Below are 26,371 nucleotides of genomic sequence, written 5' to 3'. Positions count from 1 at the left end.
CGGCGCGTTTTTTCGCATGAACATAGCTGGTTCCCTGTTGCTCGCGATCGCGTTAATGCTGATTATCGAGGGCATGTTCCCGTTCGTCTTTCCGACGGCCTGGCGCGACACGTTTCGTAGAATTGCGGAGCGGCCGCCGCATCACATCCGGATCGGCGGGTTGATCGTGATGGGGCTCGGTCTCGTGTTGCTGTTGCTCGCTACTTGAATTCAAGGCGCCTGCCTTTCGGCATGCGTCGTTTCTATCGTTCGGCCCGCGCGTCAGGCGCGTGTGCGCGCCCAGGCTCTATGTCTGGCGCGTTCCGCCGCCGCTCGGCCCTTATCGTTGTAGTTGTAGGATTGATCCGATGTCGACCTGGTTACTCCCCGAGAATATCGCTGACGTGCTGCCTTCCGAGGCGCGCAAGATCGAAGTGCTGCGCCGCCGTCTGCTGGACCGCTTTCGCGCCTATGGCTATGAAATGGTCATGCCGCCGCTGCTCGAGTATCTCGAGTCGCTGCTGGTGGGCAGCGGGCGCGATCTGAACCTGCGCACCTTCAAGCTCGTCGATCAACTGTCGGGTCGCACGCTCGGCCTGCGTGCGGATATGACGCCGCAGGTCGCGCGCATCGACGCGCATCTGCTGAACCGCCAGGGCGTGACGCGCCTGTGCTACGCGGGCAACGTGCTGCACACGCGTCCGCGCGGCCTGCACGCGACGCGCGAGCAGATTCAGATCGGCGCGGAAATCTATGGCCATGCGGGCCTGGAAGCCGACCTCGAAATCCAGCAGTTGATGCTCGACGCGCTGCGCCTCGCGGGGCTCGCGAAGGTGCGCCTCGATCTTTCGCACGCGGGCGTGCTCGCGGCGATCGTCGAAGCCGATCCCGCGGCCGCCGCGCTCGGCGACGCTTTGCATGAAGCGCTGGCTGGCAAGGACGTGCCGCTTCTGGCAGAACTCACCGCTGCGCTGCAGCCTGTGTCGCGTGATGCGCTGCGCGCGCTGCCATCGTTGTACGGCGACGCCAGCGTGATCGACGAGGCGCGCAAGTGCTTGCCGGCGCTGCCCGGCATCGCGCGCGCGCTCGATGACCTCGCGTTCCTCATGGGCGAAATCGAGGGCGCGGAGCTGATGATCGACCTGGCCGATCTGGGCGGCTACGCGTACCACAGCGGCGTGATGTTCTCCGCGTACGTGGACGGCGTGCCCAACGCAGTCGCACGCGGCGGCCGCTACGACAAGGTGGGCGAGGCCTATGGCCGCGCTCGCGCGGCGACGGGCTTTTCGCTGGATTTGCGCGAAGTGGCGCGTATTTCGCCAGTCGAGGCACGCAGCACCGCAATTCTCGCGCCGTGGGCCCATGACGAGTCGTTGCGCGCGGCTGTCGCGGCTCTGCGCGACGCTGGCGAGGTCGTGATCCAGGCGCTGCCGGGCCACGAGCACGATATGGACGAGTTCGCCTGCGACCGCGTGCTCGTCGAACGCGACGGCGCATGGGTGGTCGAGGCGCGCGCCTGAGTCGCAGCCAAGGGGCCGAGACGGCGTGCCGTCTGCACGCATGCCGTTGAGCGCAAAAGGAAATCCTGGGAATTTTGGGAAAAAATGGCGGCCCTGCCGCCGAACCCAGGTAGAATACGTTTTTAACCAGCTAACGAAACACCATGTCTGCCAGCGCAGTGAATGTAACCCCGGGGCGCAATGTCGTCGTCGTGGGCACCCAATGGGGCGATGAAGGCAAGGGCAAGATCGTCGACTGGCTGACGGACCACGCGCAAGGCGTGGTGCGTTTCCAGGGCGGCCACAATGCCGGTCACACACTCATCATCGGCGGTAAGAAGACCATTCTCCGGCTGATCCCCTCGGGCATCATGCGCGCCGGCGTCGCCTGCTACATCGGCAACGGCGTGGTGCTTTCGCCCGAAGCCCTGTTCAAGGAAATCGGCGAGCTCGAAGAAGCGGGCATCGACGTCCAGAAGCGCCTCTTCATTTCCGAAGCCACGACGCTCATCCTGCCGTATCACGTCGCCATCGACCAGGCGCGCGAAGCCAAGCGCGGCGCCGCGAAGATCGGCACGACGGGCCGCGGCATTGGTCCGGCCTACGAAGACAAGGTGGCACGCCGCGGTATGCGCGTGCAGGACCTGTTCGAGCCGGAAGTCTTCGCCGAGCGCCTGCGCGAGAACCTCGACTATCACAACTTCGTGCTCACCCAGTACCTGGGCGCGCCCGCGGTCGATTTCCAGCAGACGCTCGACACGATGCTGTCGTACGCCGAGCGTCTGAAGCCGATGGTAACGGACGTTTCGCGTCGCCTTTATGACGTGAACTGCCAGGGCGGCAACCTGCTGTTCGAAGGCGCGCAAGGCACGCTGCTCGACATCGATCACGGTACCTATCCGTATGTCACGTCGAGCAACTGCGTTGCCGGTGCGGCGTCGGCGGGCGCGGGCGTGGGCCCGCAGCAGCTCAATTACATTCTCGGCATCACCAAGGCGTACTGCACGCGCGTCGGCGCGGGCCCGTTCCCGAGCGAACTGTACGATGCCGACAACGCTGACCGTCAGGAAGAAGTCGGCCTCACGCTCGCAAAGGTGGGCAAGGAATTCGGTTCGGTCACGGGCCGTCCGCGCCGCACCGGCTGGCTCGACGCTGCCGCGCTGCGCCGCTCGATCCAGATCAACGGCGTGACGGGTCTGTGCATTACCAAGCTCGACGTGCTTGACGGCCTCGAAGAAGTGAAGCTGTGCGTGGGCTACAAGGTTGACGGCAAGGATGTCGACATTCTGCCGCGTGGCGCGTCGCAGGTGGCCGCATGCGAGCCGGTGTACGAAACGTTCGAAGGCTGGAAGGAAAGCACCATCGGCATCACGCAATGGGATGCCTTGCCCAAGAGCGCGCAGGCGTATCTGACACGTGTGCAGGAAGTGGCGGGCGTTCCGGTCGACATGGTCTCCACGGGCCCGGATCGCGACGAAACGATCCTGCTGCGTCATCCGTTCAAGGCGTAAAAAAGCAGAAACAAGGTAGATGCAAAAATGATTCAAATGATGGACCCGCGCAACGACGAAAAGAACCTGTGGGTCGGCTGGGATGAGTATCACCGGCTGATCGAACTGCTCGCGCTGTCGGTACACGACTCGCGCTGGAAGTTCGACCAGATCCTGTGTCTCGCTCGTGGCGGACTGCGCGTGGGCGACCAGCTCTCGCGCATTTACGACCTGCCGCTCGCGATCCTCGCGACGAGTTCGTACCGCGAAGCGGCGGGCACGGAGCAGGGCGATCTCGACATCGCGCAGTACATCACGATGACGCGCGGCGAGCTTTCGGGCAACGTGCTGCTCGTCGACGATCTCGTCGACTCGGGCGTCACGCTTGCGCGTGTGCAGGATCATCTCAAGGAGCGCTATCCGGCCGTGACCGGCGTGCGCTCGGCGGTGCTCTGGTACAAGGGCTGCTCGAAGGTGAAGCCGGACTATTTCGTCCAGCATTTGCCGACCAATCCGTGGATTCATCAGCCGTTCGAGGAGTGGGATACGGTGCGCCCCCACAATCTCGGCGCATGGATCAAGCGTGGCCTTCAGCAGGCCCAGCAGGATTCGCAGAAGTAAGCAGTCCGCAAGCTGCTGGCATCAGTCAGAAACGGAGCCTTTGAGGCTCCGTTTTTTATGCGCCGCGCGCTTTTTGCGCCATTGCCGCCCGCACAGACCAAACCATGACGCACAACCCGGTTGGCGCGGCCGGGGGCCATGCTAAACTCCGGCGGGACAAGGGGGGGCGTCGCGGGGTCACAACGATCACTCGGGTTTCGCCCGCAGCCAGTTTAGAATAGCGCTCGTTTTTTCCGCCTCGAACGGATTTCCGCGTATATGACAACTAGCACGCACGTGGCAAAGCAGCCGCTACCGACACTCGCAGTAGCGGCCATCGGCGTGGTGTTTGGCGACATCGGCACGAGTCCGCTGTATTCGCTCAAAGAAGCGTTCAGTCCGGCCCACGGCATTCCGCTCAACAATACCTCCATCCTCGGCGTGATCTCGCTGCTGTTCTGGGCGATCATCATCGTCGTCAGCATCAAGTACGTGGTCTTCGTGATGCGGGCCGACAACAACGGCGAAGGCGGCGTGCTCGCGCTCATGGCGCTCGCCATGCGCTCGTTCGACCGCAAGAGCAAGTCCGCCGTGGTACTGACGGCGCTGGGCATCTTCGGCGCCTGCATGTTCTACGGCGACGCGGTGATCACACCCGCTATCTCGGTGATGTCGGCGGTCGAAGGCTTGCAGCTGGCCGCGCCCAAGCTCGCGCATCTGGTGTTGCCGCTTACCATGGTGATCCTGATCGCGCTGTTCTGGATCCAGCGGCACGGCACTTCGCTCGTGGGGCGTCTGTTCGGGCCGATCATGGTGCTCTGGTTCGTGACCATCGGTGTGCTCGGCGTTTCGCGCATCGTCCAGGCGCCCGGTGTGATCGCCGCGCTCAATCCGTACTACGCGGTCTCGTTCATGGGCGCGCACCTGCTGCAGGCCTATGTGGTGCTGGGCTCGGTCGTGCTGGTGCTGACTGGTGCGGAAGCGCTCTACGCCGATATGGGCCACTTCGGCGCCAAGCCGATTCGCTACGCGTGGTACGGGCTCGTGATGCCCTCGCTCGTGCTCAACTATTTCGGTCAGGGCGCGCTTCTGATGCAGGACCATCGCGCGATCGAAAATCCGTTCTTCCTGCTCGCGCCGGATTGGGCGCTGCTGCCGCTCGTAGTGCTGTCGACAGTGGCGACCGTGATTGCGTCGCAGGCCGTGATTTCGGGCGCATATTCGCTGACGAGCCAGGCGATTCTGCTGGGCTACGTGCCGCGCATGAAGGTGCTGCATACGTCTGATCTCGCCATCGGCCAGATCTATGTGCCGGTTGTGAACTGGATGCTGCTCGTCATCATTCTGTGCATCGTCGTGGGCTTCAAGAGCTCCGACAACCTCGCCGCCGCGTATGGCATTGCCGTGACGGCAACGATGGTCATCACCACCATGCTCGCGAGTGTCGTGATGGTGAAGGTGTGGAAGTGGAACATCTGGCTCGTCGCGTTTATCATTTCGTGCTTAATGATCGTCGATCTCGGCTTCTTTGGCGCGAACCTGCTGAAGGTCGAGGAGGGCGGCTGGCTGCCGCTCAGCATCGGCGCGCTGCTGTTCTTCTTGCTGATGACGTGGTTCAAGGGGCGCATGATCGTCAAGGAACGCACCGCCGCCGACGGTATTCCGCTGATGCCGTTCCTGCAGGGGCTGCTTGCGCATCCGCCGCACCGCGTGTCCGGCACGGCCATTTATCTCACGGGCAGCGACACGCTCGTGCCGGTGAGCCTGCTGCACAACCTCAAGCACAACAAGGTGCTGCACGAGCGCACGCTTTTCCTCACGTTCCGGATTCGCGACATTCCTTACGTTGCCGACTCGGAGCGCGTGGAGGTCAAGGATATCGGCGGCGGCTTGTACCTCGTGAAGGCCGATTACGGCTTTAACGAGACGCCCGACGTGAAGGCGGTGCTCGAAGACATCGGCCACAGGGAGGAGATGTCGTTCGAGATGATGGACACGTCGTTCTTCCTCGCGCGCGAGACGGTGGTGCCCACGCAGTTGCCGGGTATGTCGATCTTCCGCGAGCGCGTGTTCGCGTGGATGCACCAGAACGCCGCGAAACCCACCGACTTCTTCAGCATTCCCGCCAACCGCGTGGTCGAACTGGGGACGAAGATCGAGATCTGAAGTGTCGATCGTTGCGTGAACAACAAAAAAGGCACCGTAGCGGTGCCTTTTTTGTTGCCTGTTGCGAAGCGCGGCGCGTGGTTTTGTAGTTCCCGCGCCGCCTCGCGCTGGCGCGTTAGCGCTTGAGCTTCGCGAAGGCCGCAGCCATTGCGCCTGCCGGTTCCGCGTCGCGCGAGCGCTGGCCGCCGCGGTTCGCATTGCCGCTGCGCTGATCGCGATTGCCGCCATTCCCGCCGTTGCTGCCGGCGCCGCTGCGTTGCGCCGCGCTTGCCGGATCGTCGTCCATGCGCATCGTGAGCGCAATGCGCTGGCGCTTCACATCGACGTCGAGCACCTTCACCTTCACGACCTGGCCCGCCTTCACGACTTCGTGCGGGTCCTTGATGAACTTCGTCGACATGGCCGAGACGTGCACGAGGCCGTCCTGATGCACGCCCACGTCGATGAACGCCCCGAACGCCGCCACGTTGGTCACGACGCCTTCGAGCACCATGCCAGGCACGAGGTCAGAGACCTTCTCGACGCCTTCGCGGAACGTCGCCGTCTTGAACTCGGGGCGCGGATCGCGGCCCGGCTTTTCGAGTTCCGAGAGGATGTCGCGCACGGTCGGCAGACCGAAGCGCTCGTCGACGAACTCGGCGGGCGAGAGACCCGAGAGCGCGTCGCGGCTACCGAGCACGTCGCCGATCGTGCGCTTGATCTTCGCGAGCATGCGCTCGACGACGGGATAAGCTTCCGGGTGCACCGACGAACGGTCGAGCGGATTCTCGCCGCCATTGATGCGCAAAAAGCCCGCGGCCTGCTCGAAGGTCTTGTCGCCCAGACGCGGCACCTTCTTCAGATGGTTGCGCGAGGGGAAGGGGCCGTTGGCGTCGCGGTAATCGACGATATTGCGTGCGAGCGTCGAGTTCAAGCCCGACACGCGCGCGAGCAGCGCCACCGAAGCGGTATTGGCATCGACGCCCACGGCGTTCACGCAATCTTCGACCACCGCGTCGAGCGAGCGAGCCAGCTCGCGCTGGTTCACGTCGTGCTGGTACTGGCCCACGCCGATGGCCTTGGGCTCGATCTTCACGAGCTCGGCGAGCGGATCTTGCAGGCGCCGAGCAATCGACACCGCGCCGCGCAGCGAAACGTCGAGTTCGGGGAATTCCTTCGCCGCTAGTTCGGATGCCGAATAAACCGACGCGCCGGCTTCGGAGACCACGATCTTTTGCAGCTTGAGCTCGGGATGCTTCGAGATCAGCTCGCTCGCGAGCTTGTCGGTTTCGCGCGAAGCCGTGCCGTTGCCGATGCTGATGAGTTCGGCCTGGGTCTGCGCGGCGATGCGCGCGAGCTTCGCGAGCGAGCCATCCCAGTCGCGGCGCGGCTCGTGCGGATAAATCGTGTCGGTGGCGAGCAGCTTGCCCGTGCGGTCGACCACGGCCACCTTCACGCCGGTGCGCAGGCCCGGATCGAGGCCGATCACGGCCTTCGGGCCGGCAGGCGCCGCGAGCAGCAGGTCCTTGAGATTGCGCGCGAACACGTGGATCGCCTCGGTTTCGGCTTGCTCGCGCAGGCTCGTGAGCAGCTCGTTTTCGAGGTGCGGCTGCACCTTCACGCGCCAGCACCAGCGGCAGACGTCGGAGAGCCACTTGTCGGCCGGCCGGCCCTGGTTGGCGATACTGAAGTGGCGCGCGATCATCGCTTCGCCCGGATGCGGCACCTGCGCATCGAGCTCGCCGCCGAGGCCGAGCTTGACCATCAGCACGCCGGCGTTGCGGCCGCGGAACAGCGCGAGCGCGCGGTGCGACGGCACGGTCTTGATCGTTTCCGAGTACTCGTAGTAGTCGCGGAACTTCTCGCCTTCCTCTTTTTCCTTGCCTTCGACCACGCTCGAGATCACCACGCCCTGGTTGTGCAGCCAGTCGCGCAGCTTGCCGAGCAGCTCGGCCGTTTCGCCGAATTGCTCCGAGAGGATGTCGCGGGCACCGTCGAGCGCGGCCTTCACGTCGGCGACGCCCTTTTCGGCGTCCACGTACTGCGCGGCTTCCGTCTGCGGATCGAGCAGCGGATTGGCGAGCAGCGCATCGGCGAGCGGCTGCAGGCCGGCTTCGCGCGCGATCTGCGCGCGCGTGCGCCGCTTGGGCTTGTACGGCAGGTAGAGGTCTTCGAGCACCTGCTTGCTGTCGGCGGCCTCGATGGCGGTGCGCAGCTCGTCGGTGAGCTTGCCTTGCTCTTCGATGCTCGCGAGGATCGTGGCGCGACGGTCTTCGAGCTCGCGCAGATAGAGCAGTCGTTCTTCGAGCGTGCGCAGTTGCGTATCGTCGAGATTGCCCGTGACTTCCTTGCGGTAACGGGCGATGAACGGAACGGTCGCTCCTTCGTCGAGAAGCTGGACGGCGGCCGCCACCTGACGCGGTTGAACGGTCAGTTCGCTGGAGATGCGCTGGACGATCTTGAGTGCTACGGTTTCCGTCATAGAGTCTGGATATTCCTGCGAGGATCGGTTTGCGGTCCCGGGTTTGTATTCCTGGGTTTGCGGCCGGATAGCCGGGCGGCGACGTCACGCGAGCGAGCGCCCGCCGGCTGGTGGAGCGGGGCATTTTGCCATAAATGGCGGGGCGCTCAACTCGGGGGGTGTTAGAATTTCAGGCATGTTCCGTTGCCCTCAGAAGACGTTGATCCCATCCCGTTTGACACAAATCCAGCCCGACGCGCGCGAACGCGCAGCATGGCGGACTACCGCCCGCGCGGCGGCCTGCGCTGTCGCATTGCTGGCGGCGGCGAGTGTTCCGGCCCTCGCGCAAGACGCGACGGCCACTGGCGCGCAAGACGCGCGCCCGGTCGAAGTCGGTGGACCGATCGATGGCTCGGGTGCTGCGTCAGCAGTGGGGTCGGCGCACGCGCCGGCTGCGGCTTTGGGGGCTGCTTCGGAAGCAGCGGCGCTGGCCACGGGCGCAACGGCTCCGGATGCCGGTGCGAGCAATGGCTTTGCCGAACGGCAGAAGGTTCTTGATCGGCGTACTGCGGAAAACAATTACCAGTACGCTGTCGCGCAGCACAATTGCTACGATACGTTTTTCGTGAACCACTGTCTCGGCAAGGCGCGTGATGCGATGCGCGTCGTACAGGCGGATATCCGCCGCGAGCAGTTGGCGCTCGACGAAGAGCAGCGCGCCGACAATGCGCGCCGCCGCGACGAGCAGACCGCGTTGCAGCGGGCGAAGGACCAGGCCGATGCGCCGCAACGCGCTGCGAATGAGGCAGCGAGCGCCCAGGCCTACGAAGACAAGCAGCGCCAGCACGCGCTCGCGCAGGCGCAGCGGCAGGCAGAAGCGCCGCAACGCGCAGCGAACGAGCAGGCGTTTCAGGAGAAGCAGCGTCAGCACGCGGTGCAGCAGGCACAGCGGGAGGGCGAGCAGGCGCAGTCGCAACGTGCAGCCAACCAGGCCGCATACGACAAGAAACAGTCGGATTATCAGAAGCAACTGGACGAAGCTCGCCGCGAAGGCCAGCAGAAGGCGCAAGAGCGCGCCGAGAAAGCTGAGCGTTTCCAGCAGAAGCAGGAAGACGCGGCGAAGCATAAGGCTGATGTGGAAGCACGTCAGAAGCAGGCGGCCGAGAAGGCGCAACAGCAACAAAAACCGCAGGGCCAGTAGTACTGGAAAGCACCCAACGGTACTAGGCAGCACCCAGTTTTTTCGGCCGGACAGCAACCTCAGGCGCGCGACCTTTCGCACGGCGTGCGCCGATCATGACGAGGAGGCGAGCATGCGCGAGCATCGTGAAGTCAAGGGCGAGGTCCTTCGTGACCGCATTCTGCAACTGGAATCGGAACACGACGATCTCGATCGTCTGATCGAGAGGATGTGCGGGACGTCGGACTACGACGATCTCGAATTGCAGAAGCTGAAGAGGCGCAAGCTCAAGCTGAAGGACAATATCATCCTGCTGCAACTGCAGCTGGAACCCGATTCAACAAAGACCTCGAACGGGCACGCCTGATTCCGGGTCCTGGCAGGCGCCGGGGCGCGGCTGTAATCGGGCCGCGCTCCGAGGACCGAGCAGGAACCGCTTGCCTTGAATTCAACGACCGTTTCCCGATCCCGTCCCGCGCGCGAGGGTGGCACGCAGGAGGGTGACGCACGCGCCACTCATTCATCGTCGACCGCGCCCGCGTTGAGCGCGCGCCGCGGCGCCGAACTCGAAGAGCTTTTCGCCGCCAATGGGCTGCTCGCACGCGAGATTGACGGCTATCGCCCCCGCGCCGCGCAGATCGAGATGGCGCGCGCCGTGGCCGCAGCCATGGAAGCCGCCGCTCAAGCCTTGCCGGAACCGGCGATGTTCGAGGCGCAGTCGCGTCCCGTGCGACGTCTCGAGCGCGGGGCGCCAGTTCCCACGCAAGACCGTGCCGAAGAAGCCGCGCGCGCAGCTACCGAATCCGGCGACAACACGCTGATCGTCGAGGCGGGGACGGGCACCGGCAAAACCTACGCGTACCTCGTGCCGGCCATGCTGTGGGGCGGCAAGGTGATCGTCTCGACGGGCACCAAGCACTTGCAGGACCAGCTTTTCGCGCGCGACATTCCCACCGTGCGCGATGCGCTGGCGGTGCCCGTGAGCGTGGCCATGCTCAAGGGACGCTCGAATTATCTGTGTCACTACTATCTGCAGCGCACGGCCGACAATGGCCGCTTGCCGTCGCGCCAGGAAACGGCGTATCTGCAGGAGATCATCCGCTTCGCGAAGATCACGCGTTCGGGAGACAAGGCCGAGCTCGCGAGCGTGCCGGAAACGGCTGCCGTCTGGTCGATGGTCACCTCCACGCGCGACAACTGCCTGGGTCAGGAGTGTCCGAACTACAAGGACTGCTTCGTAATGCAGGCGCGCCGCGAGGCGCAGCAGGCCGACATCGTCGTCGTGAACCATCATCTGTTCTTCGCGGACATCATGCTGCGCGACACTGGCATGGCCGAGCTCCTGCCGAGCGCCAACACGATCATCTTCGACGAGGCCCACCAACTGCCTGAAACCGCCACGCTGTTTTTCGGCGAGACCCTGTCGACCGCGCAGTTCCTCGAGCTCGCGCGCGATTGCGTGGCCGAAGGCCTGAGTCATGCGCGCGATGCGGTGGAATGGGTGAAGCTCGGGGCGGCGCTCGAACGCGCGGCGCGCGATGTGCGGCTCGCGTTCAAGGAGGATTCACTGCGCGTGTCGATCACGCAGTTGCCCGAGGATCATCCGCTCTTCGACTCGCTCGATGCGCTGCAGACCGAACTCGGCACACTCGCCGCGGCGCTCGCGGGGCAAGCCGAGCGTGCCGAATCGCTGGGGACGTGCCTGCGTCGCGCGCGTGAGCTTCAGGGCGTGCTGTCCGGGTGGGTCGCGCCAGGCTCCTGTGTTGCGTCGTCGCGCGATGCGCAGGCTGCCGCTGCTCAACCCGACGCTGCAGACGACGTCGCAAGTGAGTCCGGCGCCGACGATGAAAAGGTCCGTTGGGTCGAAGTGTTCTCGCACACGGTCCAGTTGCACGAGACGCCGCTTTCGGTCGCGCCCATTTTTGCGAAGCAGCGCGCGGGTGTGCCGCGCACGTGGATCTTTACGTCGGCGACGCTTTCCGTGCGTGGCGACTTCACGCACTATGCGGCGCAGATGGGCTTGAGTTCGCGGCGCTCGATGACCTTGCCGAGCCCCTTCGATTATCCCCAGCAGGGCTTGCTGTACGTGCCGCGTAATATGCCGCAGCCGTCGTCGCCGCAATTCACCGATGCGGTATTCGACGCTGCGCTACCCGCAATCGAAGCGTCGGGGGGCGGCGTTTTCATGTTGTGCACGACGTTGCGCGCGGTGGACAAGATCGCCGGGAAGCTGCGCGACACGATCGAGGCGCGTGGCTGGGATACGCCACTGCTGGTGCAGGGCGATGCGAGCCGCACCGAATTGCTCGAACGTTTTCGCGCGTATGGCAACGCGATCCTGGTGGGCAGCCAGAGCTTCTGGGAAGGTGTCGACGTGCGGGGCGATGCGCTATCGCTCGTGGTTATCGACAAGCTGCCGTTCGCGCCGCCCGACGATCCCGTGCTGGCTGCGCGTCTCGACGCGCTGACGAAGAAGGGCTTGAGCCCGTTCGCCGTCCATCAATTGCCGCAAGCCGTCATCACGCTCAAGCAGGGCGCCGGGCGTCTGATTCGTGCGGAGACCGATCGCGGCGTGTTGATGATCTGCGACACTCGCCTCGTGGACAAGCCTTACGGCAGGCGTATCTGGCAAAGCTTGCCACCGTTCAAGCGCACGCGCGAGATCGAGGTCGTGCGGGCGTTCTTCACAGGAGAGGAAGAGCAGGGTGCTCAGTGACGATGCCAAGCCCGCGTCATGTAATTTCCACTTGCATATGCGCTACGATGGTTACATGCGTTGCGCATAGGTTTGCATGTCAGCATGACGTTTAGCGATCGAGCAGATACAAACAAAAAAGCCACGAACTTGAGTTCGTGGCTTTTTTGTTTGCCCGCCGCGCATCTGATGAGGCCATCAGACTGCCCGGCGGTTCGCTACGATGCCCGCTGAAGCCGAAGCTTCGGGCGAGCACCTCGCGAATGCAGCTTACTGGCTTGCGCCCGAAGCCGGAGCAGCAGCACCTGCGTCCGAAGCAGCAGCAGCCGGTGCCGAAGCAGCAGCGTCGCTCGCAGCAGCCGTAGCGTCGCTCGCAGCAGCAGCGGCGCCCGAAGCAGCAGCACCCGCGTCCGAAGCAGCAGCAGCCGGTGCCGAAGCAGCAGCAGCGTCGCTAGCCGGCGCAGCAGCTTGGTCGCTGCTCTTGTTGCACGCAGCCAGTGCAACAGCTGCCAGCAGGGATGCTACGAGGAGGGATTTCTTCATGATCACGTCCTTTTATGGTTAAAGGTAAGCAACAGCGCAAAATAATACCGGTAATGTGCCCCAACACCGACCTGAGCCGCTGGTGGAGATGCACTGCAAGAGCGTGAATCTTCCCTACGGCCTGGGCGGAAATTATAGGCACTTTCGTATCGACCGTCGACAAATCCGGGGACAATACGTTGTCTTTCTCATACAAGCACTATATTAGTACGGTATAACAGTCCGAAGCGCTTACGCAAGCACCCCGAGCCGTATCCAGCCCGCACAATACCATTCGTGTAGCAACGATGTCACACACGAATCGTGTGAGAGTGTTACAAAGCGTTTCCCATCCAGAAAGCGGTTGTCGGCCAATACCGGCAGCCATTTTCTCACTTCTTTGAGCAAGTACTGCTCCCCGTTCAGGTAATACGACCGCGCATCGTAAAGCAGGATTGTCCTGCGGTCGAGTCTTATCCCATTTTTCGCGGCGCGCGCAACAAAACGCGCTTCGTCCAGCGGTTTCTCGGGGGCGTCGAACACCACATTCGATTTCGGTTCTGAAAGCCAGGACCCGACAAACGAAGATACGTCCGCATCGTTCCATCGCACTTTAGCAAGCACTGCCGAGACGCGCTCAACAAGTGCCGGGGGCAGTTGTGCCGGATGCAACACCGCGGGCTGGTTGGGGTCGCGGTAGAGCGTGGGGTTGCCTGCGTCATTGCCCGCATTCTGGCCGGCCACTGCGTCCGCGCCGCGCTCGGCCAGCCAGTAGAGAAACTGGCTTGTGAGCTCGGTCGTGGAAGGCGAACGAAAGCCGATCGAGCAGGTCATGCATTCGCCTTCGGCCACCCCGTCGTGCGCGATGTGCGGCGGCAGGTACAGCATGTCGCCCGGCTCCAGCACCCATTCCTCTTCGGGTTCGAAATTCGCGAGGACCTTGAGCGGCAGACCTTCCTGCAGCGTCAGGTCCCGCTGTGCGCCAACGCGCCAGCGACGCTTGCCATGGACCTGCAGGAGAAACACATCGTACGAATCGAAATGCGGGCCGACACCACCGCCGTCGGACGCGTACGAGATCATCAGGTCGTCGAGGCGGGCGTCGGGGGCGAAGCGAAAGCGTTCGAGCAACGCCCGCGCGCGGTCGTCGTGCAGGTCCGCGCCTTGCACGAGCAGCGTCCATTGGCGCGTCTTCGGTGTCGGCAGTTCGTCAGCGGCGAACGGGCCGTGCTCGAGCGCCCAGCGCTTGCGAAAGTGCGTGATGAGCCGGGATTCGACGTCGTCCTGGTCGGCCAGCGCGAAGAGCTCGTCGCGCGAGAGCGGCGCGGCGATGCCGGGTATCGCCTGGCGGATCAATAATGGCTTTTTCTGCCAGTATTTCTTCATGAACTGCGCCGGACTCAGGCCGCCAAGCAGCGGCGTGGGCGTATCGGGCGCGGGACTTGCCAGGGAGGAGGGGGCGCGCCGCTTGCCGGCGTCCTCCGGGTGGTCTGGGGACCGCTTGGGCATCGTATAATGTGGTCTGTAATCTGGAGGATCGAATGAAAATTGCAAAGGACACCGTCGTGTCGGTCGCTTACAAGCTATCGGATGCGCAGGGCAATCTGATCGAGGAAAGCGACGAGCCGATGGTCTATCTGCACGGCGGCTATGATGGCACGTTCCCCAAGATCGAGGAAGTGCTGGACGGCAAGGAGCCGGGCTTCGAGACCCAGATCCAGCTTGAGCCTTCCGACGCTTTCGGGGAGTACGATCCCGACCTCGTCAAGATCGAGCCGCGCAACCGCTTCCCGGAGCCGCTCGAAGTGGGTATGCAGTTCGAAGGCACGCCCGAAGAAGGCGACGATGATCTCGACACGCTCATCTACACCGTCACCGACGTTGCCGAGGATAAAGTCGTGCTCGACGGCAATCACCCGCTAGCGGGCATGGCATTGCGTTTCGCGCTGTCGGTCAAGGAAGTGCGTCAGGCCACCGAGGACGAGATCGAGCACGAGCATGCGCATGGCGCGGACGGCCTTGAAATCGCCGATGAGGATGATGACGAGGACGGTGAAGAAGCGGCTTCCAAACCCACCCTGCATTGATTGGGCAACGCGCCGGTAGTGACTGCCGGCGCGTTTTGCTTCACGTCCCGGTTCGTTTTTCGCTTCGTTCCCCGCTCGTCCCGTACCGTTCATGGCGCCACGCGCTGTGAAGGCCACGAGGGCATCACCGTTCCCGCGCCCGCGCCGCCTGGCGCACGCCCGCTTGGGGCAATTTCTCCCCCCTGATTTGTCCCGCTCGCGCCGTTTGCATCGGGCGCCTGTTGCATCCCGGGGATTTCCGTCACGTCTGGCATCGACGATATTTCGGGCATTTCCGGCAACGCTGGTTCGCTGCTGCCGCCTTGCAATAGCGTCGGCGGTTGAGGCGGCAGCAGCGGCAGGTGCTTGGGCACCTCATGCACGCTCACGCGCAGCGGCGTGCGGCGCGCCATGTCCGCATCGATCTGAAGCCATTGCGTGAGCGGGTCGTGCAGCGAGAACGCAATCCGCGTAACGTTAGCAATCCTGATTCCCTTCTCGTTGCGCAGCGGCTGATCGATGGTGAAGCCACGCGCGAGCTTCGTCGTTTCCGGTTGCACGAGGATCACCGGGCCCCGGAAAGTTTCCGCGAGCTTCGTGAGACTGCGCCGCAACTCGGTGTAGCCATCGCGGGGCGTGCGGCGAAAACGTAGCCATGCAAAGCGCTCCTGATGTTCGTACTGCTCGGGCATCGCGTTGCCCTGCATGAAGATGACGATGGCACGTGCATTGCGGCGGCGCGCGAACTCGGCGGCATGCTCCAGCCAGAAGCCGTTGGCTATCACGCGGTCTTCAAATTCGCCGTTGCGGCCGCCGGCGTTCAGATAATGATTGTTGCCGTCGGGCGCGTTCAGTGCGATGAACACCGTATCGCCGAGCTGCCAGCGTGTATTTTCCCGATACGGACGAAAGCGCGAGACCTCGCTTTCGCGCGTGAGCGTGAGAGGCGATTGGCCGAGCGAATTGGTGTCGGTGAAGAAGTTTTGGCGCAGGAAATCGAGCCGCTCGACCGGATCGTAGCCGCCTGCGCCAGAGCCGCCGCAGGTGCTCCAGTCGCGCTGCCCCGGCACGAACACGAGCGGCACGCGCGACGCGTCGAGCAATGCGCGGCGTCGGTCGTAGAGGCGATCCGTGCAGGTCTCGCGCGGCCCTTTGAGGTTGCCGTCATAGACGGCGAACGAGAGCTGTGGATCGCGGCCGATCGCGTCGATGAGGCGCTGAAGCGTGATTTCGTCGCCGGGCTCGGTGACGACGTTCGCGACGACGGCGAACGAATAACGCGGCGAAGGCGAAGGGTCTTGCGCTAACGCGGCGAGCGGCAGGCCGAACAGCGCCAGGCAGACGAGCGCGGCTGGTAGTCCGCGACGCCCCGAAATAGCAACACCCCGGCCATGCGGAAATGGCCGGGGCGGCGTCGTGAAGCGACGCTCAGCGTTTGCCGTCCGGCGCTGTGGCCAGCTCATGCAGTTCGTACAACAGATCGAGCGCGTCGCGCGGGCGCAACTCATTCGGATCGAGCGCGCGCAGGCGTTCGGCGACGAGCGCGGCGCCGGGGTCGACCGCTGTCGGTGCGTCTTCCACGTACGGTTGCGCGTCGAAATCGTCGTCTTCGGCAGCGGCAGGGGCGGCGAACAGGTCGAGCTGCGGCGTGGGCTGCCCGGCCGAGAGCTGCTCCAGATACACGAGGTGCTTGCGCGCCGCGCGGATCACGGGGTTGGGCACACCGGCAAGCTGCGCGACCTGGAGGCCGTAGCTCTGGTTCGCAGGGCCTTCGCTCACGGCGTGCAGGAACACGATGCCGTGTCCGTGCTCGACCGCCGACAGGTGCACGTTGGCTGCCTGCGCGAATTCCGCGGGCAATTGCGTGAGTTCGAAATAGTGCGTTGCGAACAACGTATGGCAGCCGTTGCTCGTGAGCAGGTGTCGCGCAATGGCCCATGCGAGCGCGAGGCCGTCGAAGGTCGACGTGCCGCGCCCGATCTCGTCCATCAGCACGAGACTTTGCGGCGTGGCGTCGTTGAGAATGGCGGCGGCTTCGGTCATTTCGACCATGAAGGTCGAGCGGCCGCCCGCGAGATCGTCGGCGGCGCCGATGCGGGTGAATATGCGGTCAATCGGGCCGAAGCGCGCGCGTCTGGCTGGCACATAGCTGCCCACGTAAGCGAGCAGCGCGATGAGCGCGGTCTGGCGCATGAACGTCGATTTGCCGCCCATGTTCGGGCCGGTGATGAGCAGCAGCTTGCGCTCGGCGGTCAGTGTGCAGTCGTTGGCGATGAACTGCTCGACCTGCGCTTCGACGACCGGGTGACGCCCCTGTTCGATTTCGATGCCGGGCGCTTCGGAGAATTCCGGCGCATTCCAGTCGAGCGCGCGCGCACGTTCGGCGAAGGCGGCGAGCAGGTCGAGCTCGGCGAGCGCCGCCGCGACGCGCTGGCAATCGGGAATGAAGGGCAGCAGGGACTGGAGCAGTGCGTCGTAGAGCGCCTTCTCGCGGGCGAGTGCGCGCTCCTGTGCGGAGAGCGCCTTGTCCTCGAATGCCTTGAGCTCGGGCGTGATATAGCGCTCGGCGTTCTTGAGCGTCTGGCGGCGGCGATAGTCGTCAGGCACCTTGTCGGTCTGGCCGCGCGTGACTTCGATATAGAAGCCATGCACCTTGTTGTATTCGACCCGCAAATTGCCGATGCCGGTGCGCGTGCGCTCGCGCGCCTCGAGGTCGATCAGGAACTGGCCGCAGTTCTCGGACAGGTTGCGCAGTTCGTCGAGTTCGGCGTCGTAGCCGGGCGCGATTACGCCGCCGTCGCGCACCATGGCGGCCGGCTCGGGCGCGACCGCGCGTTGCAGCAGGTCGGCGCACTCGCCGGGCGGCTCGAGCGCCTCGACGATGTGGGCGAGCGTGGCCGAGGCGCCGCTCGCTGCGGCGACCTGCTCGCGCAGCGCGGGCAGGCCGGTGAAGGTGTCGCGCAGGCTCGACAGATCGCGCGGGCGCGCCGAGAGCAGCGCAAGGCGCCCCGTGATGCGCTCGACGTCGGCGATCTGGCGCAACGCGCCGCGCAATGCGTCGACGCTGGCGGGCGGCGGCGCTTCGAGCAGCGCGCCGATGGCCTGCTGGCGCATCTGTGCGATGCCTGCGTCGCGCGGCGGATGGTGTAGCCAATGCCGCAGCAGGCGGCTGCCCATGGCGGTGCTGCATGTGTCGAGCAGCGAGCACAGCGTGGGCGATTCGGTGCCGCGCAGCGTTTCGGTCAGTTCGAGATTGCGGCGCGTGGCCGGATCGAGCCCGATGTATTCGGATTCGGCTTCGACCTTGAGGCTGCGCACGTGCCGCAACTGCTGGCCTTGCGTGGCCGCCGCATACAGCAGTAGCGCGCCGGCCGCGCCGCAGGCGCTGGTGAGCGCCTGCGCGCCGAAACCGTCGAGGCTTGCGACATCGAGCTGGTCGCACAGGCGCTGCTTGCCCGAGGTGACGTCGAAGTGCCAGGCCGGCACGCGTGTCAATGCACCGGCCGAACTTGCCCCGTTTCCAGCGGGCGGTGCCCAGCCCGAGGATTCCGCCGGCATTTCCGCCACAAGGATTTCCGCGGGGCGAATGCGCTCGAATGCCGCCGCGACTTGGTCCGGCGCGACTTCCGCGAGGCGCAGCGCGCCGCTCGCGAGGTTCAGCCACGCTAGCCCGACGTTGACCGTCGCGCCGCGCCGGTTGTGACCGGGGCAGACCGCCATCAGGTAGACGTCGTTCTTGTCGGAGAGGAGCGCGGCGTCGGTGAGTGTGCCGGGCGTGACCACGCGCACGACCTTGCGCTCGACCGGGCCCTTCGAGGTGGCCGGGTCGCCGATCTGCTCGCAGATCGCCACCGACTCGCCGAGCTTCACGAGCTTCGCGAGATATTGCTCGACGGCGTGATGCGGCACGCCCGCCATCTTGATCGGATTGCCCGCCGAGGCGCCGCGCTGCGTTAGCGTGAGATCGAGCAGGCGCGCGGCTTTCTCGGCGTCTTCGAAGAACAGCTCATAGAAGTCGCCCATCCGGTAGAACACGAGCGTGCCCGGGTGGTCGGCCTTGATGCGCAGGTACTGCTGCATCATGGGGGTGTGTTGCGCGGTGTCGCTGGCGCTGGCGGTGTGTGTAGCCATCCTCGGTGTCTTGCTAAGAGTTCAGGGCGTGAGTTTAACCCGCGTCGCGCTCGTGCGAGCCTGGCCGGATGGCCTGGTGCGCGCTATGCCCGTCGACGAGCGCCTGTATGTCGATCGTGCGCGCGTTTGCCGCACTGCGCCGCATCCCGAGCCCGATCATCGCGGCGACGAACAGGCCGAACACGACGATGATCCACTGCACCGGCATCTTTGCCGTGAGCAATAGTGCGTAGGCGCCGAGCATCAACAGCACGGCGAGATTCTGGTTGAAGTTCTGCACCGCGATCGAATGACCTGCCGAGAGCAGCGTAGCGCCACGGTGCTGGAGCAGCGCGTTCATCGGCACGATGAAAAAGCCCGCGAGCGTGCCGAGCAGCACCATCAGCGGATACGCGAAAAGCAGGTAGAAGGGCATGACGAACGCGCCGACGCGCACGCCTTCGCCCGGCGGGAAAAGCCCCTTGCTGTAGAACGCCATTGCCACCGCCACCAAGCCGCACAGCACGCCCACCGGCAGCACGCGCAACGACGCGCGCAGCGACACCCAGGCGGCCGCGGCCGCCGCGCCCAGCGCGATGCCCAGCCCCGTCACGCCTTGCATCACAGCGGCCTTCGAGAGCGACAGGCCGAGATTCGCATCGGCCCATTTGAGCACGAGCAGTTGCAGTGTGACGGCGGCGCCCCACATCAGCGTCGTGACCCACAGCGCGATTTGCGCGAGCTTGTCGGCCCACAGCACGTTGAAGCAATGCACGAAGTCGGACACGAGGCGGCCCGGCTCCCTGAGCCGGTTCTCGTAGCGCGCGCCGGTGTCGGGAATGCCGAAGTTGATGAGCGCGGCGAGCGCGTAGGTGAGCATTACCGCGAGCATCGCGAGATCGGCGGCGGTGCGGATGAACGGTATCGGGTGATGCGCGACAAAGCGCTCGGCGTAAGTGGAAACGAGCGCGCCGCCCAGCATCGTGCCCGCGATCGTCGAGAGCACGGTGGCCGATTCGAGCCACGCATTCGCCGCGACGAGCTTTTCGGCGGGCAGCAATTCGGTAAGGATTCCGTATTTTGCAGGCGAGTAGGCCGCCGCGCCGAAGCCCACCACGCCATAGGCGATCATTGGGTGTGCGCCCGCGATCATCAGCAGGCAGCCGGCCGCTTTGAGCGCGTTCGAGACGAACATCACGTGGCGCTTTTGCAGCGCGTCGGCGAATGCTCCCACGAAGGGCGCGAGCAGCACGTAGGAGATCGTGAAGAAAATCTGCAGGAGCGGCGTGACCCAGGCCGGCGACGAGATCACCGTGAGCAGTGCGATTGCCGCAATCAGCAGCGCGTTGTCGGCGAGCGACGAAACGAACTGCGCGGCGATGATCGTGTAGAAGCCTTTCCTCATCGCGGGGAAGTTCCGTTGGGGTGTCGTCGTGGATCGTCAGGGCGACAACCTCGCCCGCGAAACCGCGCGCGAAACAAAAAAGCGGCCGAAGCCGCTTGATGCGCCAGAGCAGCGCGGGCAGGCGGCTGCGCTCAGCCTTCCTTCTTCACGCGCGTGTACTTCGAGAGCACGGGCACCATTTGCGCGTAGATCTTCGGATTGCCGGCGACGACTTCGCCCACGTGCAGGAAGTCGGAGTCGCCCGTGTAGTTGCCGACCAGGCCGCCGGCTTCGGTCACGAGCAGGCCGCCCGCGGCCACGTCCCACGGATTGAGGCCCTGTTCGAAGAAGCCGTCCATACGGCCTGCCGCGACGTTCGCGAGATCGAGCGCTGCTGCGCCCGGACGGCGCAGGCCGGCGCAGGCGTTGGTCATTTCGGCGAACAGTTCGCAGTAGCTGTCGAGGCCGTTCTTTTCGCGGAACGGAAAGCCGGTGCCGATCAGGCCGTCGGCGAGACGGTCGCGGCGGCCCACGCGGATGCGGCGGTCATTCAGGAACGCGCCGCGGCCGCGCGAGGCGGTGAAGAGGTCGTTGCGGGTGGGATCGTAGACCACGGCTTGCGTGACGATGCCCTTGTGCGCGAGCGCAATCGAGACGCAGTAGTACTGGAAGCCGTGAATGAAGTTGGTCGTGCCGTCGAGCGGATCGATGATCCACTGGTATTCCGATTCGTTCTCCGAGTGGCCGGATTCTTCGGCGAGGATCGCGTGATCGGGGTAGGCGGTTCTGAGCGTGTCGATGATGGCCGCTTCAGCCGCCTTGTCGACCTCCGTGACGAAATCGTTATGCTGCTTCTTCGCGACCTGGACGAGGTCGAGGTCGAGCGACGCACGGTTGATGATCTGTCCGGCGCGACGCGCGGCCTTGACAGCGATGTTGAGCATGGGATGCATGTGCCTGGATCCTTGTTGTCCGGCGCGTGCCCGAGCATGCGGCGCGCCGGTGGTGCAGAAGATAAAGCGTCTAACGATTGGACAGGGCGCGAGCCGCAAACGGCTTGCGGCTGGGCTTGCAGGTCCTGAACCGCCAACGGAGACGAATTGGATAAGAGCGGTGCGCGGCGGCCTTGCCGGCCGAAAACGCGCGAATCTCGTATTTTACCCGAATATAGGTATTCCTATCGCTGTATCGATAGCCGTGCCTGATGGAGGCCCGTCCGACGGTGCGGATAGGCCGGGCGGCCAAGGCGCGATAACATAGAAATTTCTATATTTGCTGCCCTCAGAGATTCATCTTGGTTCCCCCAGACTCACACGCTCCTTCCGCTCATCCGGCCGCCGCAGCGGCATCCGCATCGCCCGCCGGTGAAACCCACGAGCCGCTGCGAGGCGGTTTCACGTCTACTCGCTTCGTGCTGGTCGAGCCCAGCCACCCGGGCAACGTCGGCGCCGCGGCGCGCGCGCTGAAGACGATGGGTTTTTCGCGGCTCGTGCTGGTCGCGCCGCGCGTACCGCAGGTCCATTGCGACCCGGAAGCCGTCGCGATGGCGAGCGGCGCCGACGACGTGCTTGCCGCCGCTCATATCGTCCCGACGCTGGCCGATGCCCTCGCGGGCGTGCAATGGTCGTTGGCGCTCACGGCGCGCACGCGCGAATATGGTCCGCCGCCGGGTGCGCCACGCCAGGCAGTGCAGGATGCCTGCCGCCAGGTTGCGCATGGCGACATCGCGCTGGTGTTCGGCAATGAGCGCACCGGGCTTTCGAACGACGATGTCGAGCGCTGCAGCGCGCTCGCCCACATTCCGGCGAATCCGGCCTATAGCTCGCTCAATCTGGCGCAGGCGGTGCAGGTGCTGGCCTACGAACTGCGGCTCGCGTACCTCGGCGAGGGCGAGCCCGGCATCGCATTGCCGGGGGCGGTGCCGGGCGGGGCGTCCGCTGGCACGCCGCTCGCCACGAGCGACGACATCGAGCGCATGTACGTGCATCTGGAGAACGCCCTGATCGCGCTCGATTTTCTCGACCCCGCCAACCCGAAAAAGTTGATGTCGCGGCTGCGACGGCTCTTCGCGCGCTCCGGGCTCGAGCGCGAGGAGGTCAACATCGTGCGCGGGATCGCCAAGCACATCCTGATGCGCAAGGGCAAATAAGGCGCGAAATAGCCCCGTGGCGCGCCGCGTCGCGAGGACACACCGCTGCGGCGCCTCCGACCTTGATGCCCGCGGGGGCTTGCCAGCTTGCGCGCGCCTTTCGCCTACAATCGATTTTCGATCACAAGCAAATCAGCCCGGCTGCTAAAGCCGTGCATGAGCCGCGTGCGCCAAGGGCGACGCGCGGCCGTTTCCCCCATGTTCCTCACGTCCAGCGTGTGACTGCCATGTTCAAGAGACTTCGCGAAGACATCGCCACGATCCGCGAGCGCGATCCCGCCGCCCGCAGCGCCTGGGAAGTCCTGACTTGTTATCCGGGTCTGCACGCGCTCGTCCTGCATCGCTTTGCCCATGCCTGCTGGCTCGCGAAGCGCCGCTGGCTTGCACGCTATGTCTCGCAGGTCGCGCGCTTTTTGACCGGTATCGAGATCCATCCGGGCGCCACCATTGGGCGGCGCGTGTTCATCGATCACGGCATGGGCGTGGTGATTGGCGAGACCGCCGAAGTCGGCGACGACTGCACGATCTACCAGGGCGTGACGCTTGGCGGCACGTCGCTCACGCGTGGTGCGAAGCGCCATCCGACGCTTGGCCCCGGAGTGATCGTGGGCGCGGGTGCGAAAGTGCTGGGCGGCTTCACGGTGGGCGCGCAGGCGAAGATCGGCTCGAACGCCGTGGTCGTGAAGCCGGTGCCCGCGGGCGGTACTGCGGTGGGCAATCCGGCGCGCATTATCGCGCCCGCGAAGACCACGCCTGAGCAGGCGAAGCCGGGGGCGGCGCGTGAGGGATTCTGCGCCTACGGCATCACGCCGAATGCGGATGATCCTGTCTCGCTCGCCATTCATGGCTTGATCGATCATGCCGCCACACAGACGCAGCGCGTGGATGCGATTGCCGCCGCGCTCGAGCGGCTGGGCGCGCGGCTCGAAGCGCTGCATGGCGCCGATGCGACGCTCGCGGAACTGCGCAGGCTTTCGGAGGGGTTGGAGGGTGGGGCGATGCCGCGCGAGTCTGAAGAGACTCAAGAGAACGCGGCGACACGGGTTTGAATTGCGCGCTGCATTTTCTCTACGCCACTGGCCCCCAACTTCTACTGCTCAATCGAGCGGCAACATTCTGAACCCTTCAGCGTCGACGCGCAGATAACCGCCGCGCGGCTTGCCGTGATCGAGGTCCCAGTCGGGCAGTACCCAGCGCGTGCCACCGGGTTCCTGATGGCGCGCGGGGCGATGTGTGTGCCCGTGAATGATCGTGTTCGCGCGTGCGCGCCTGAAGAGCGTCGCAACCCCCTTGGCGGTGACATCGTATTTCGGCAGTGTGGGCCGCTCGCGGCCCGCTTCGCTTTTGTGGCGCATGCGTTCTGCGAGTCTGCGGCGCCAGCGGAACGGCCACGCGAGAAAGAGCAGTTGCGCGAGACGGTTGCGCGCGAAACGACGAAAGAACTGATAGCCACGATCGTCGGTGCACAGCGCGTCGCCGTGGGCGAGCGCGATGCGCGTGCCGAATGCGGTGATGGCGATGGGGTCGGGTAGCCAGATGGCGCCCGCGGCTTGCATGAAGCGCTTGCCCAGCAGGAAGTCGCGGTTGCCGTGCATGACGTAGAGCGCGATGCCGCGCTCGGAGAGCGTGTGCATCAGCGCGGTCATGCGCGCGACGAACGGATCGGCGAGCATGTCGTCGCCGATCCAGTATTCGAAGAGGTCGCCGAGAATGAACACCGAGTCGGCCTGATCGGCCGTGACGCTGATGAAATGCTCGAACGCGGCGACCGTGCGCGGAATGGCTACACTCAGGTGCAGGTCGGAGATGAAGAAAAATGGACGCGCCGCATGCGGACGTCTGCCCTCGCCGGGCACGCCCGCAGCGGCGTGTCTTAATGCCTTTTCCTGCAGCATGAGTGAAGCGTGCGCCTCTTGACGTTATTCGACGACGACTGCCTTCTCGATCACGACGTTTTCGACCGGCACGTCCTGATGAAAGCCCTTCGAACCCGTCTTGACCTTCTTGATTTTCTCGACCACGTCGAGGCCGTCGACGACCTTGCCGAACACGGCGTAGCCCCAGCCTTGCGGCGTCGGCGACGAGTGGTTCAGGAAGTCGTTGTCGGCAACGTTGATGAAGAACTGCGCCGATGCCGAGTGCGGATCGTTGGTGCGCGCCATGGCGATCGAGCCGCGCTCGTTCTTCAGGCCGTTGTTCGCTTCGTTCTCGATCGTTGCCTGGGTGGGCTTTTGCTGCATGCTGGCGTCGAAGCCGCCGCCCTGGATCATGAAGCCGTCGATGACGCGGTGGAACACCGTGCCGTCGTAGTGGCCGCTCTTCACGTAGTTGAGGAAGTTGGCGACCGTTTTCGGTGCCTTCTCGGCGTTCAGTTCGAGCTTGATGACGCCGTGGTTCGTGTGCAGTTCGACCATGATGGATCCTTAGTCAGTGGCTTGGGGGGAAAGGGCGGCGCCGTAGCGGTACGAGGCGGGGCGTGTGGCCGCTCGCGTGTACCGTTGCAGCGCTGCGTGACGAATGAATTGTGGAATTACTTGCCGACGACGGTGGCCGACTGGATCACGATTTCCTTTTGCGGCACGTCGGACATCGGGCCGCGCGAGGTGGTGGGCGCCGCTTCGATCTTCTTCACGACGTCCATGCCCTGGGTGACCTTGCCGAACACCGCGTAGCCGTTGCCGTCCGGGTTCGGATAGTCGAGGTTGGCGTTATCCACCGTGTTGATGAAGAACTGCGCCGTGGCTGAGTTCGGGTCGCTCGTGCGCGCCATCGCGAGGGTGCCGGTGACGTTCTTCAGGCCGTTCTTGCTCTCGAGTGGAATAGGCGCGCGCGTGGGCTTCTCGACGAAGCTCGTAGTGTAGCCGCCGCCCTGGATCATGAAGCCGCGGATCACGCGATGGAAGATCGTGCCGTTGTACTGGCCGGACTTCACGTACTGGAGGAAGTTGTCGACGGACTTGGGCGCTTTCTCGGGATAGAGTTCGACGCGAATGTCGCCTTCACTGGTCTTGAAGAGCACCTGCGGATGCGCGGCCTGCTGGCCGGCTTGCGCAAAGGCGGGCGCGTTCGCAATCAGGGCGGCGCTGCCGAGCGCCAACATCAACCATTTCATGAGTGTCCTCGGAAGTACGGGGAAAACGTGTCGCTGCGCGCCGCCGGATAAATGCGAGGCGCGCTGCGGCTTAGCGCGAAGGCGCCACGAAGGGCGGCGTCGCGAGCGACCCAGTGGGGCCGCCGAACTGGTACACCGGATTGTCGAGCATCGGACTCACGGTCGTCGTCTCGGCTTCCGGCGCGGCTACCGCTGCTGCTGCACGCGATTTCTTCTTCTGGGCAGCTGGCGGGTTGACGATTTTTTCGATGTCGGCGAGGCGCTGTTGCGTTGCGCCGCTCGTGTGGCCGAGGCTGCTTGCGTGGCGGTACGACGCGTCGGCCATGCGCAGATACAGATCGCCGAGGTTTTCCCACGCGAGACTGTACGACGGATTGGCCTTCGTGGCCGTCTCGAGCGCGACGCGCGCCTCTTCATAGCGGCCATGCTTCGCGTAGAGCGTCGCGAGGTTGTTATAGGGCTCGGGCAGCTCGGGGTAGGTCTGGGTGAGCTCGGTGAAGGCTTCGATCGCGTCGTCGTCGCGGCCAAGGCGCGCGAGGATGGTCGCGCGCTTGAACTTCGCCTGCACGTCGCGCGGATTCGACTTGATGCGCGCGTCCAGCTCCGTGAGCGCCGCCGCCCAGTTGCGTTGGGCGATTGCCGCGTCGGCGCCGGGCGTGCCGTCGGCGTTGGCGGGCGGCACGGCATGCGCCACGAACGCGCCGCCGAAGACGAACGCGACGCTCGCGAGAGCTGCCGCGGCAATGGTCGCAGCGCGGGGCGCGCAGCCGCTGGAAGATTTCATAGGGGAAGGTCGCGGTGTTATACTCCGAGCCATTCTAACAAAAGGTCTGTGCGTTTTCGTCGCGCGCTTTTGGCCGCGCGACAGCGAGTGCCTGTCGAGCGTCTGCTCCGGTTCGTCGCGGCTCATTGTGGCCGGCCGGTTCGTCGCTTCCGGACAGCTTTCGCGGCACGCCAGGCTTTCTTTCGCTACTCGTGG

The 26,371-nt window shown here is 64.7% G+C and carries 22 protein-coding genes; 11 read left to right on the top strand and 11 right to left on the bottom strand.

The annotated features are described in order from the left end of the window. Window positions 1-16: 16 nt before the first annotated feature. From HV773_RS14595 to HV773_RS14575, 5 genes are all read left to right on the top strand, one after another. Entirely contained in the window at window positions 17-208 is a 192-nt protein-coding gene (locus HV773_RS14595) for a DUF2065 domain-containing protein (RefSeq protein WP_129561830.1), read from the top strand. A 139-nt stretch (window positions 209-347) separates the two neighbouring features. Beyond that, window positions 348-1,499, top strand: coding sequence for an ATP phosphoribosyltransferase regulatory subunit (locus HV773_RS14590; protein WP_129561831.1), 1,152 nt, complete (start codon window positions 348-350; stop codon window positions 1,497-1,499). 143 nt (window positions 1,500-1,642) lie between these two features. Next, window positions 1,643-2,989, top strand: a complete 1,347-nt coding sequence (locus tag HV773_RS14585) for an adenylosuccinate synthase (protein ID WP_129561832.1) — start codon at window positions 1,643-1,645, stop codon at window positions 2,987-2,989. A gap of 27 nt (window positions 2,990-3,016) precedes the next feature. Next, entirely contained in the window at window positions 3,017-3,589 is a 573-nt protein-coding gene (locus HV773_RS14580; RefSeq protein ID WP_129561833.1) for a phosphoribosyltransferase, read from the top strand. 258 nt (window positions 3,590-3,847) lie between these two features. Continuing rightward, window positions 3,848-5,734 carry a potassium transporter Kup gene (locus HV773_RS14575; protein ID WP_129561834.1) on the top strand — a complete coding sequence of 629 codons (1,887 nt, stop codon included), beginning with the start codon at window positions 3,848-3,850 and terminating at the stop codon, window positions 5,732-5,734. A 115-nt stretch (window positions 5,735-5,849) separates the two neighbouring features. Here HV773_RS14575 and HV773_RS14570 read toward each other — a convergent pair whose 3' ends face one another. After that, a complete protein-coding gene (locus tag HV773_RS14570) occupies window positions 5,850-8,195 on the bottom strand; it encodes a Tex family protein (protein WP_129561835.1) in 2,346 nt (781 codons plus the stop codon). On the opposite strand from HV773_RS14570, the gene HV773_RS14565 reads away from it, so the two are divergent. The 3 genes from HV773_RS14565 (at window position 8,158) to yoaA (ending at window position 12,070) form a co-directional block, all read left to right on the top strand. Further along, window positions 8,158-9,375, top strand: a complete 1,218-nt coding sequence (locus HV773_RS14565) for a colicin transporter (protein ID WP_343052359.1) — start codon at window positions 8,158-8,160, stop codon at window positions 9,373-9,375. The genes HV773_RS14570 and HV773_RS14565 overlap by 38 nt on opposite strands. A gap of 112 nt (window positions 9,376-9,487) precedes the next feature. Beyond that, window positions 9,488-9,721, top strand: coding sequence for a DUF465 domain-containing protein (locus HV773_RS14560; RefSeq protein ID WP_129561836.1), 234 nt, complete (start codon window positions 9,488-9,490; stop codon window positions 9,719-9,721). A 75-nt stretch (window positions 9,722-9,796) separates the two neighbouring features. After that, window positions 9,797-12,070: a DNA repair helicase YoaA gene (yoaA, locus tag HV773_RS14555; RefSeq protein WP_129561837.1), complete on the top strand. Its 2,274-nt coding sequence runs from the start codon at window positions 9,797-9,799 to the stop codon at window positions 12,068-12,070. 249 nt (window positions 12,071-12,319) lie between these two features. Here yoaA and HV773_RS14550 read toward each other — a convergent pair whose 3' ends face one another. Both HV773_RS14550 and HV773_RS14545 read right to left on the bottom strand, forming a co-directional pair. Next, window positions 12,320-12,592 carry a hypothetical protein gene (locus HV773_RS14550; protein ID WP_129561838.1) on the bottom strand — a complete coding sequence of 91 codons (273 nt, stop codon included), beginning with the start codon at window positions 12,590-12,592 and terminating at the stop codon, window positions 12,320-12,322. A 231-nt stretch (window positions 12,593-12,823) separates the two neighbouring features. Next, window positions 12,824-14,080: a cupin domain-containing protein gene (locus HV773_RS14545; protein WP_129561839.1), complete on the bottom strand. Its 1,257-nt coding sequence runs from the start codon at window positions 14,078-14,080 to the stop codon at window positions 12,824-12,826. A gap of 32 nt (window positions 14,081-14,112) precedes the next feature. Between HV773_RS14545 and HV773_RS14540 the strand changes: the two genes are divergently transcribed. Continuing rightward, window positions 14,113-14,658 (top strand): FKBP-type peptidyl-prolyl cis-trans isomerase, encoded by a 546-nt coding sequence (locus HV773_RS14540; protein ID WP_129561840.1) that lies wholly within the window; start codon window positions 14,113-14,115, stop codon window positions 14,656-14,658. 89 nt (window positions 14,659-14,747) lie between these two features. On the opposite strand, the gene HV773_RS14535 is transcribed toward HV773_RS14540, so the two are convergent. The 4 genes from HV773_RS14535 to HV773_RS14520 form a co-directional block, all read right to left on the bottom strand. Next, window positions 14,748-16,100, bottom strand: a complete 1,353-nt coding sequence (locus tag HV773_RS14535) for a hypothetical protein (RefSeq protein WP_175195313.1) — start codon at window positions 16,098-16,100, stop codon at window positions 14,748-14,750. After that, window positions 16,066-18,768, bottom strand: a complete 2,703-nt coding sequence (gene mutS / locus HV773_RS14530) for a DNA mismatch repair protein MutS (protein WP_129561841.1) — start codon at window positions 18,766-18,768, stop codon at window positions 16,066-16,068. The genes HV773_RS14535 and mutS overlap by 35 nt, the downstream gene beginning before the upstream one ends. Before the next feature lie 34 nt (window positions 18,769-18,802). Continuing rightward, window positions 18,803-20,152, bottom strand: coding sequence for a lysophospholipid transporter LplT (lplT, locus tag HV773_RS14525; protein ID WP_129561842.1), 1,350 nt, complete (start codon window positions 20,150-20,152; stop codon window positions 18,803-18,805). Window positions 20,153-20,283: 131 nt separating this feature from the next. After that, on the bottom strand, window positions 20,284-21,084 hold the full coding sequence (locus HV773_RS14520) for an inositol monophosphatase family protein (protein WP_129561843.1): 801 nt from the start codon (window positions 21,082-21,084) through the stop codon (window positions 20,284-20,286). Between the two features lie 341 nt (window positions 21,085-21,425). On the opposite strand from HV773_RS14520, the gene HV773_RS14515 reads away from it, so the two are divergent. Together HV773_RS14515 and cysE are read left to right on the top strand one after the other, a co-directional pair. Further along, the gene (locus HV773_RS14515; RefSeq protein ID WP_129561844.1) at window positions 21,426-22,280 is read left to right on the top strand and encodes an RNA methyltransferase; all 855 of its coding nucleotides are present in this window, start codon (window positions 21,426-21,428) and stop codon (window positions 22,278-22,280) included. Window positions 22,281-22,507: 227 nt separating this feature from the next. Continuing rightward, on the top strand, window positions 22,508-23,329 hold the full coding sequence (gene cysE / locus HV773_RS14510) for a serine O-acetyltransferase (RefSeq protein WP_129561845.1): 822 nt from the start codon (window positions 22,508-22,510) through the stop codon (window positions 23,327-23,329). A 48-nt stretch (window positions 23,330-23,377) separates the two neighbouring features. Here the strand turns inward: cysE and HV773_RS14505 are convergent, their stop codons facing one another. The 4 genes from HV773_RS14505 to HV773_RS14490 all read right to left on the bottom strand — a co-directional run bounded on the left by HV773_RS14505 (window position 23,378) and on the right by HV773_RS14490 (window position 26,176). Beyond that, on the bottom strand, window positions 23,378-24,175 hold the full coding sequence (locus HV773_RS14505) for a UDP-2,3-diacylglucosamine diphosphatase (protein WP_129561846.1): 798 nt from the start codon (window positions 24,173-24,175) through the stop codon (window positions 23,378-23,380). 24 nt (window positions 24,176-24,199) lie between these two features. After that, window positions 24,200-24,694, bottom strand: a complete 495-nt coding sequence (locus tag HV773_RS14500; RefSeq protein WP_129561847.1) for a peptidylprolyl isomerase — start codon at window positions 24,692-24,694, stop codon at window positions 24,200-24,202. Between the two features lie 116 nt (window positions 24,695-24,810). Beyond that, the gene (locus HV773_RS14495) at window positions 24,811-25,392 is read right to left on the bottom strand and encodes a peptidylprolyl isomerase (RefSeq protein ID WP_129561848.1); all 582 of its coding nucleotides are present in this window, start codon (window positions 25,390-25,392) and stop codon (window positions 24,811-24,813) included. Between the two features lie 70 nt (window positions 25,393-25,462). Next, window positions 25,463-26,176, bottom strand: a complete 714-nt coding sequence (locus HV773_RS14490; protein ID WP_162497807.1) for a tetratricopeptide repeat protein — start codon at window positions 26,174-26,176, stop codon at window positions 25,463-25,465. Window positions 26,177-26,371 lie beyond the last annotated feature (195 nt).

Source organism: Paraburkholderia caffeinitolerans (assembly GCF_902859945.1).
In the GTDB taxonomy this organism is placed as follows: Bacteria; Pseudomonadota; Gammaproteobacteria; order Burkholderiales; family Burkholderiaceae; genus Paraburkholderia; species Paraburkholderia caffeinitolerans.
The sequence above is the reverse complement of the archived record's forward strand: the minus strand, read 5'-3'. Positions and strand labels throughout refer to the sequence as shown.

Excerpts from the sequence above, each read along its gene's own strand:
- HV773_RS14500 (WP_129561847.1), bottom strand. The coding sequence starts at position 24,694 with ATGGTCGAACTGCACACGAACCACGGCGTCATCAAGCTCGAACTGAAC.
- HV773_RS14490 (WP_162497807.1), bottom strand. The coding sequence starts at position 26,176 with ATGAAATCTTCCAGCGGCTGCGCGCCCCGCGCTGCGACCATTGCCGCG.
- HV773_RS14590 (WP_129561831.1), top strand. The coding sequence starts at position 348 with ATGTCGACCTGGTTACTCCCCGAGAATATCGCTGACGTGCTGCCTTCC.
- HV773_RS14550 (WP_129561838.1), bottom strand. The coding sequence starts at position 12,592 with ATGAAGAAATCCCTCCTCGTAGCATCCCTGCTGGCAGCTGTTGCACTG.
- HV773_RS14535 (WP_175195313.1), bottom strand. The coding sequence starts at position 16,100 with ATGAGCTGGCCACAGCGCCGGACGGCAAACGCTGAGCGTCGCTTCACG.
- HV773_RS14580 (WP_129561833.1), top strand. The coding sequence starts at position 3,017 with ATGATTCAAATGATGGACCCGCGCAACGACGAAAAGAACCTGTGGGTC.
- HV773_RS14595 (WP_129561830.1), top strand. The coding sequence starts at position 17 with ATGAACATAGCTGGTTCCCTGTTGCTCGCGATCGCGTTAATGCTGATT.
- HV773_RS14570 (WP_129561835.1), bottom strand. The coding sequence starts at position 8,195 with ATGACGGAAACCGTAGCACTCAAGATCGTCCAGCGCATCTCCAGCGAA.
- HV773_RS14495 (WP_129561848.1), bottom strand. The coding sequence starts at position 25,392 with ATGAAATGGTTGATGTTGGCGCTCGGCAGCGCCGCCCTGATTGCGAAC.
- HV773_RS14575 (WP_129561834.1), top strand. The coding sequence starts at position 3,848 with ATGACAACTAGCACGCACGTGGCAAAGCAGCCGCTACCGACACTCGCA.
- mutS (WP_129561841.1), bottom strand. The coding sequence starts at position 18,768 with ATGGCTACACACACCGCCAGCGCCAGCGACACCGCGCAACACACCCCC.
- HV773_RS14505 (WP_129561846.1), bottom strand. The coding sequence starts at position 24,175 with ATGCTGCAGGAAAAGGCATTAAGACACGCCGCTGCGGGCGTGCCCGGC.
- lplT (WP_129561842.1), bottom strand. The coding sequence starts at position 20,152 with ATGAGGAAAGGCTTCTACACGATCATCGCCGCGCAGTTCGTTTCGTCG.
- cysE (WP_129561845.1), top strand. The coding sequence starts at position 22,508 with ATGTTCAAGAGACTTCGCGAAGACATCGCCACGATCCGCGAGCGCGAT.
- HV773_RS14545 (WP_129561839.1), bottom strand. The coding sequence starts at position 14,080 with ATGCCCAAGCGGTCCCCAGACCACCCGGAGGACGCCGGCAAGCGGCGC.
- HV773_RS14585 (WP_129561832.1), top strand. The coding sequence starts at position 1,643 with ATGTCTGCCAGCGCAGTGAATGTAACCCCGGGGCGCAATGTCGTCGTC.
- HV773_RS14565 (WP_343052359.1), top strand. The coding sequence starts at position 8,158 with ATGCGCTGGACGATCTTGAGTGCTACGGTTTCCGTCATAGAGTCTGGA.
- HV773_RS14520 (WP_129561843.1), bottom strand. The coding sequence starts at position 21,084 with ATGCATCCCATGCTCAACATCGCTGTCAAGGCCGCGCGTCGCGCCGGA.
- HV773_RS14540 (WP_129561840.1), top strand. The coding sequence starts at position 14,113 with ATGAAAATTGCAAAGGACACCGTCGTGTCGGTCGCTTACAAGCTATCG.
- HV773_RS14560 (WP_129561836.1), top strand. The coding sequence starts at position 9,488 with ATGCGCGAGCATCGTGAAGTCAAGGGCGAGGTCCTTCGTGACCGCATT.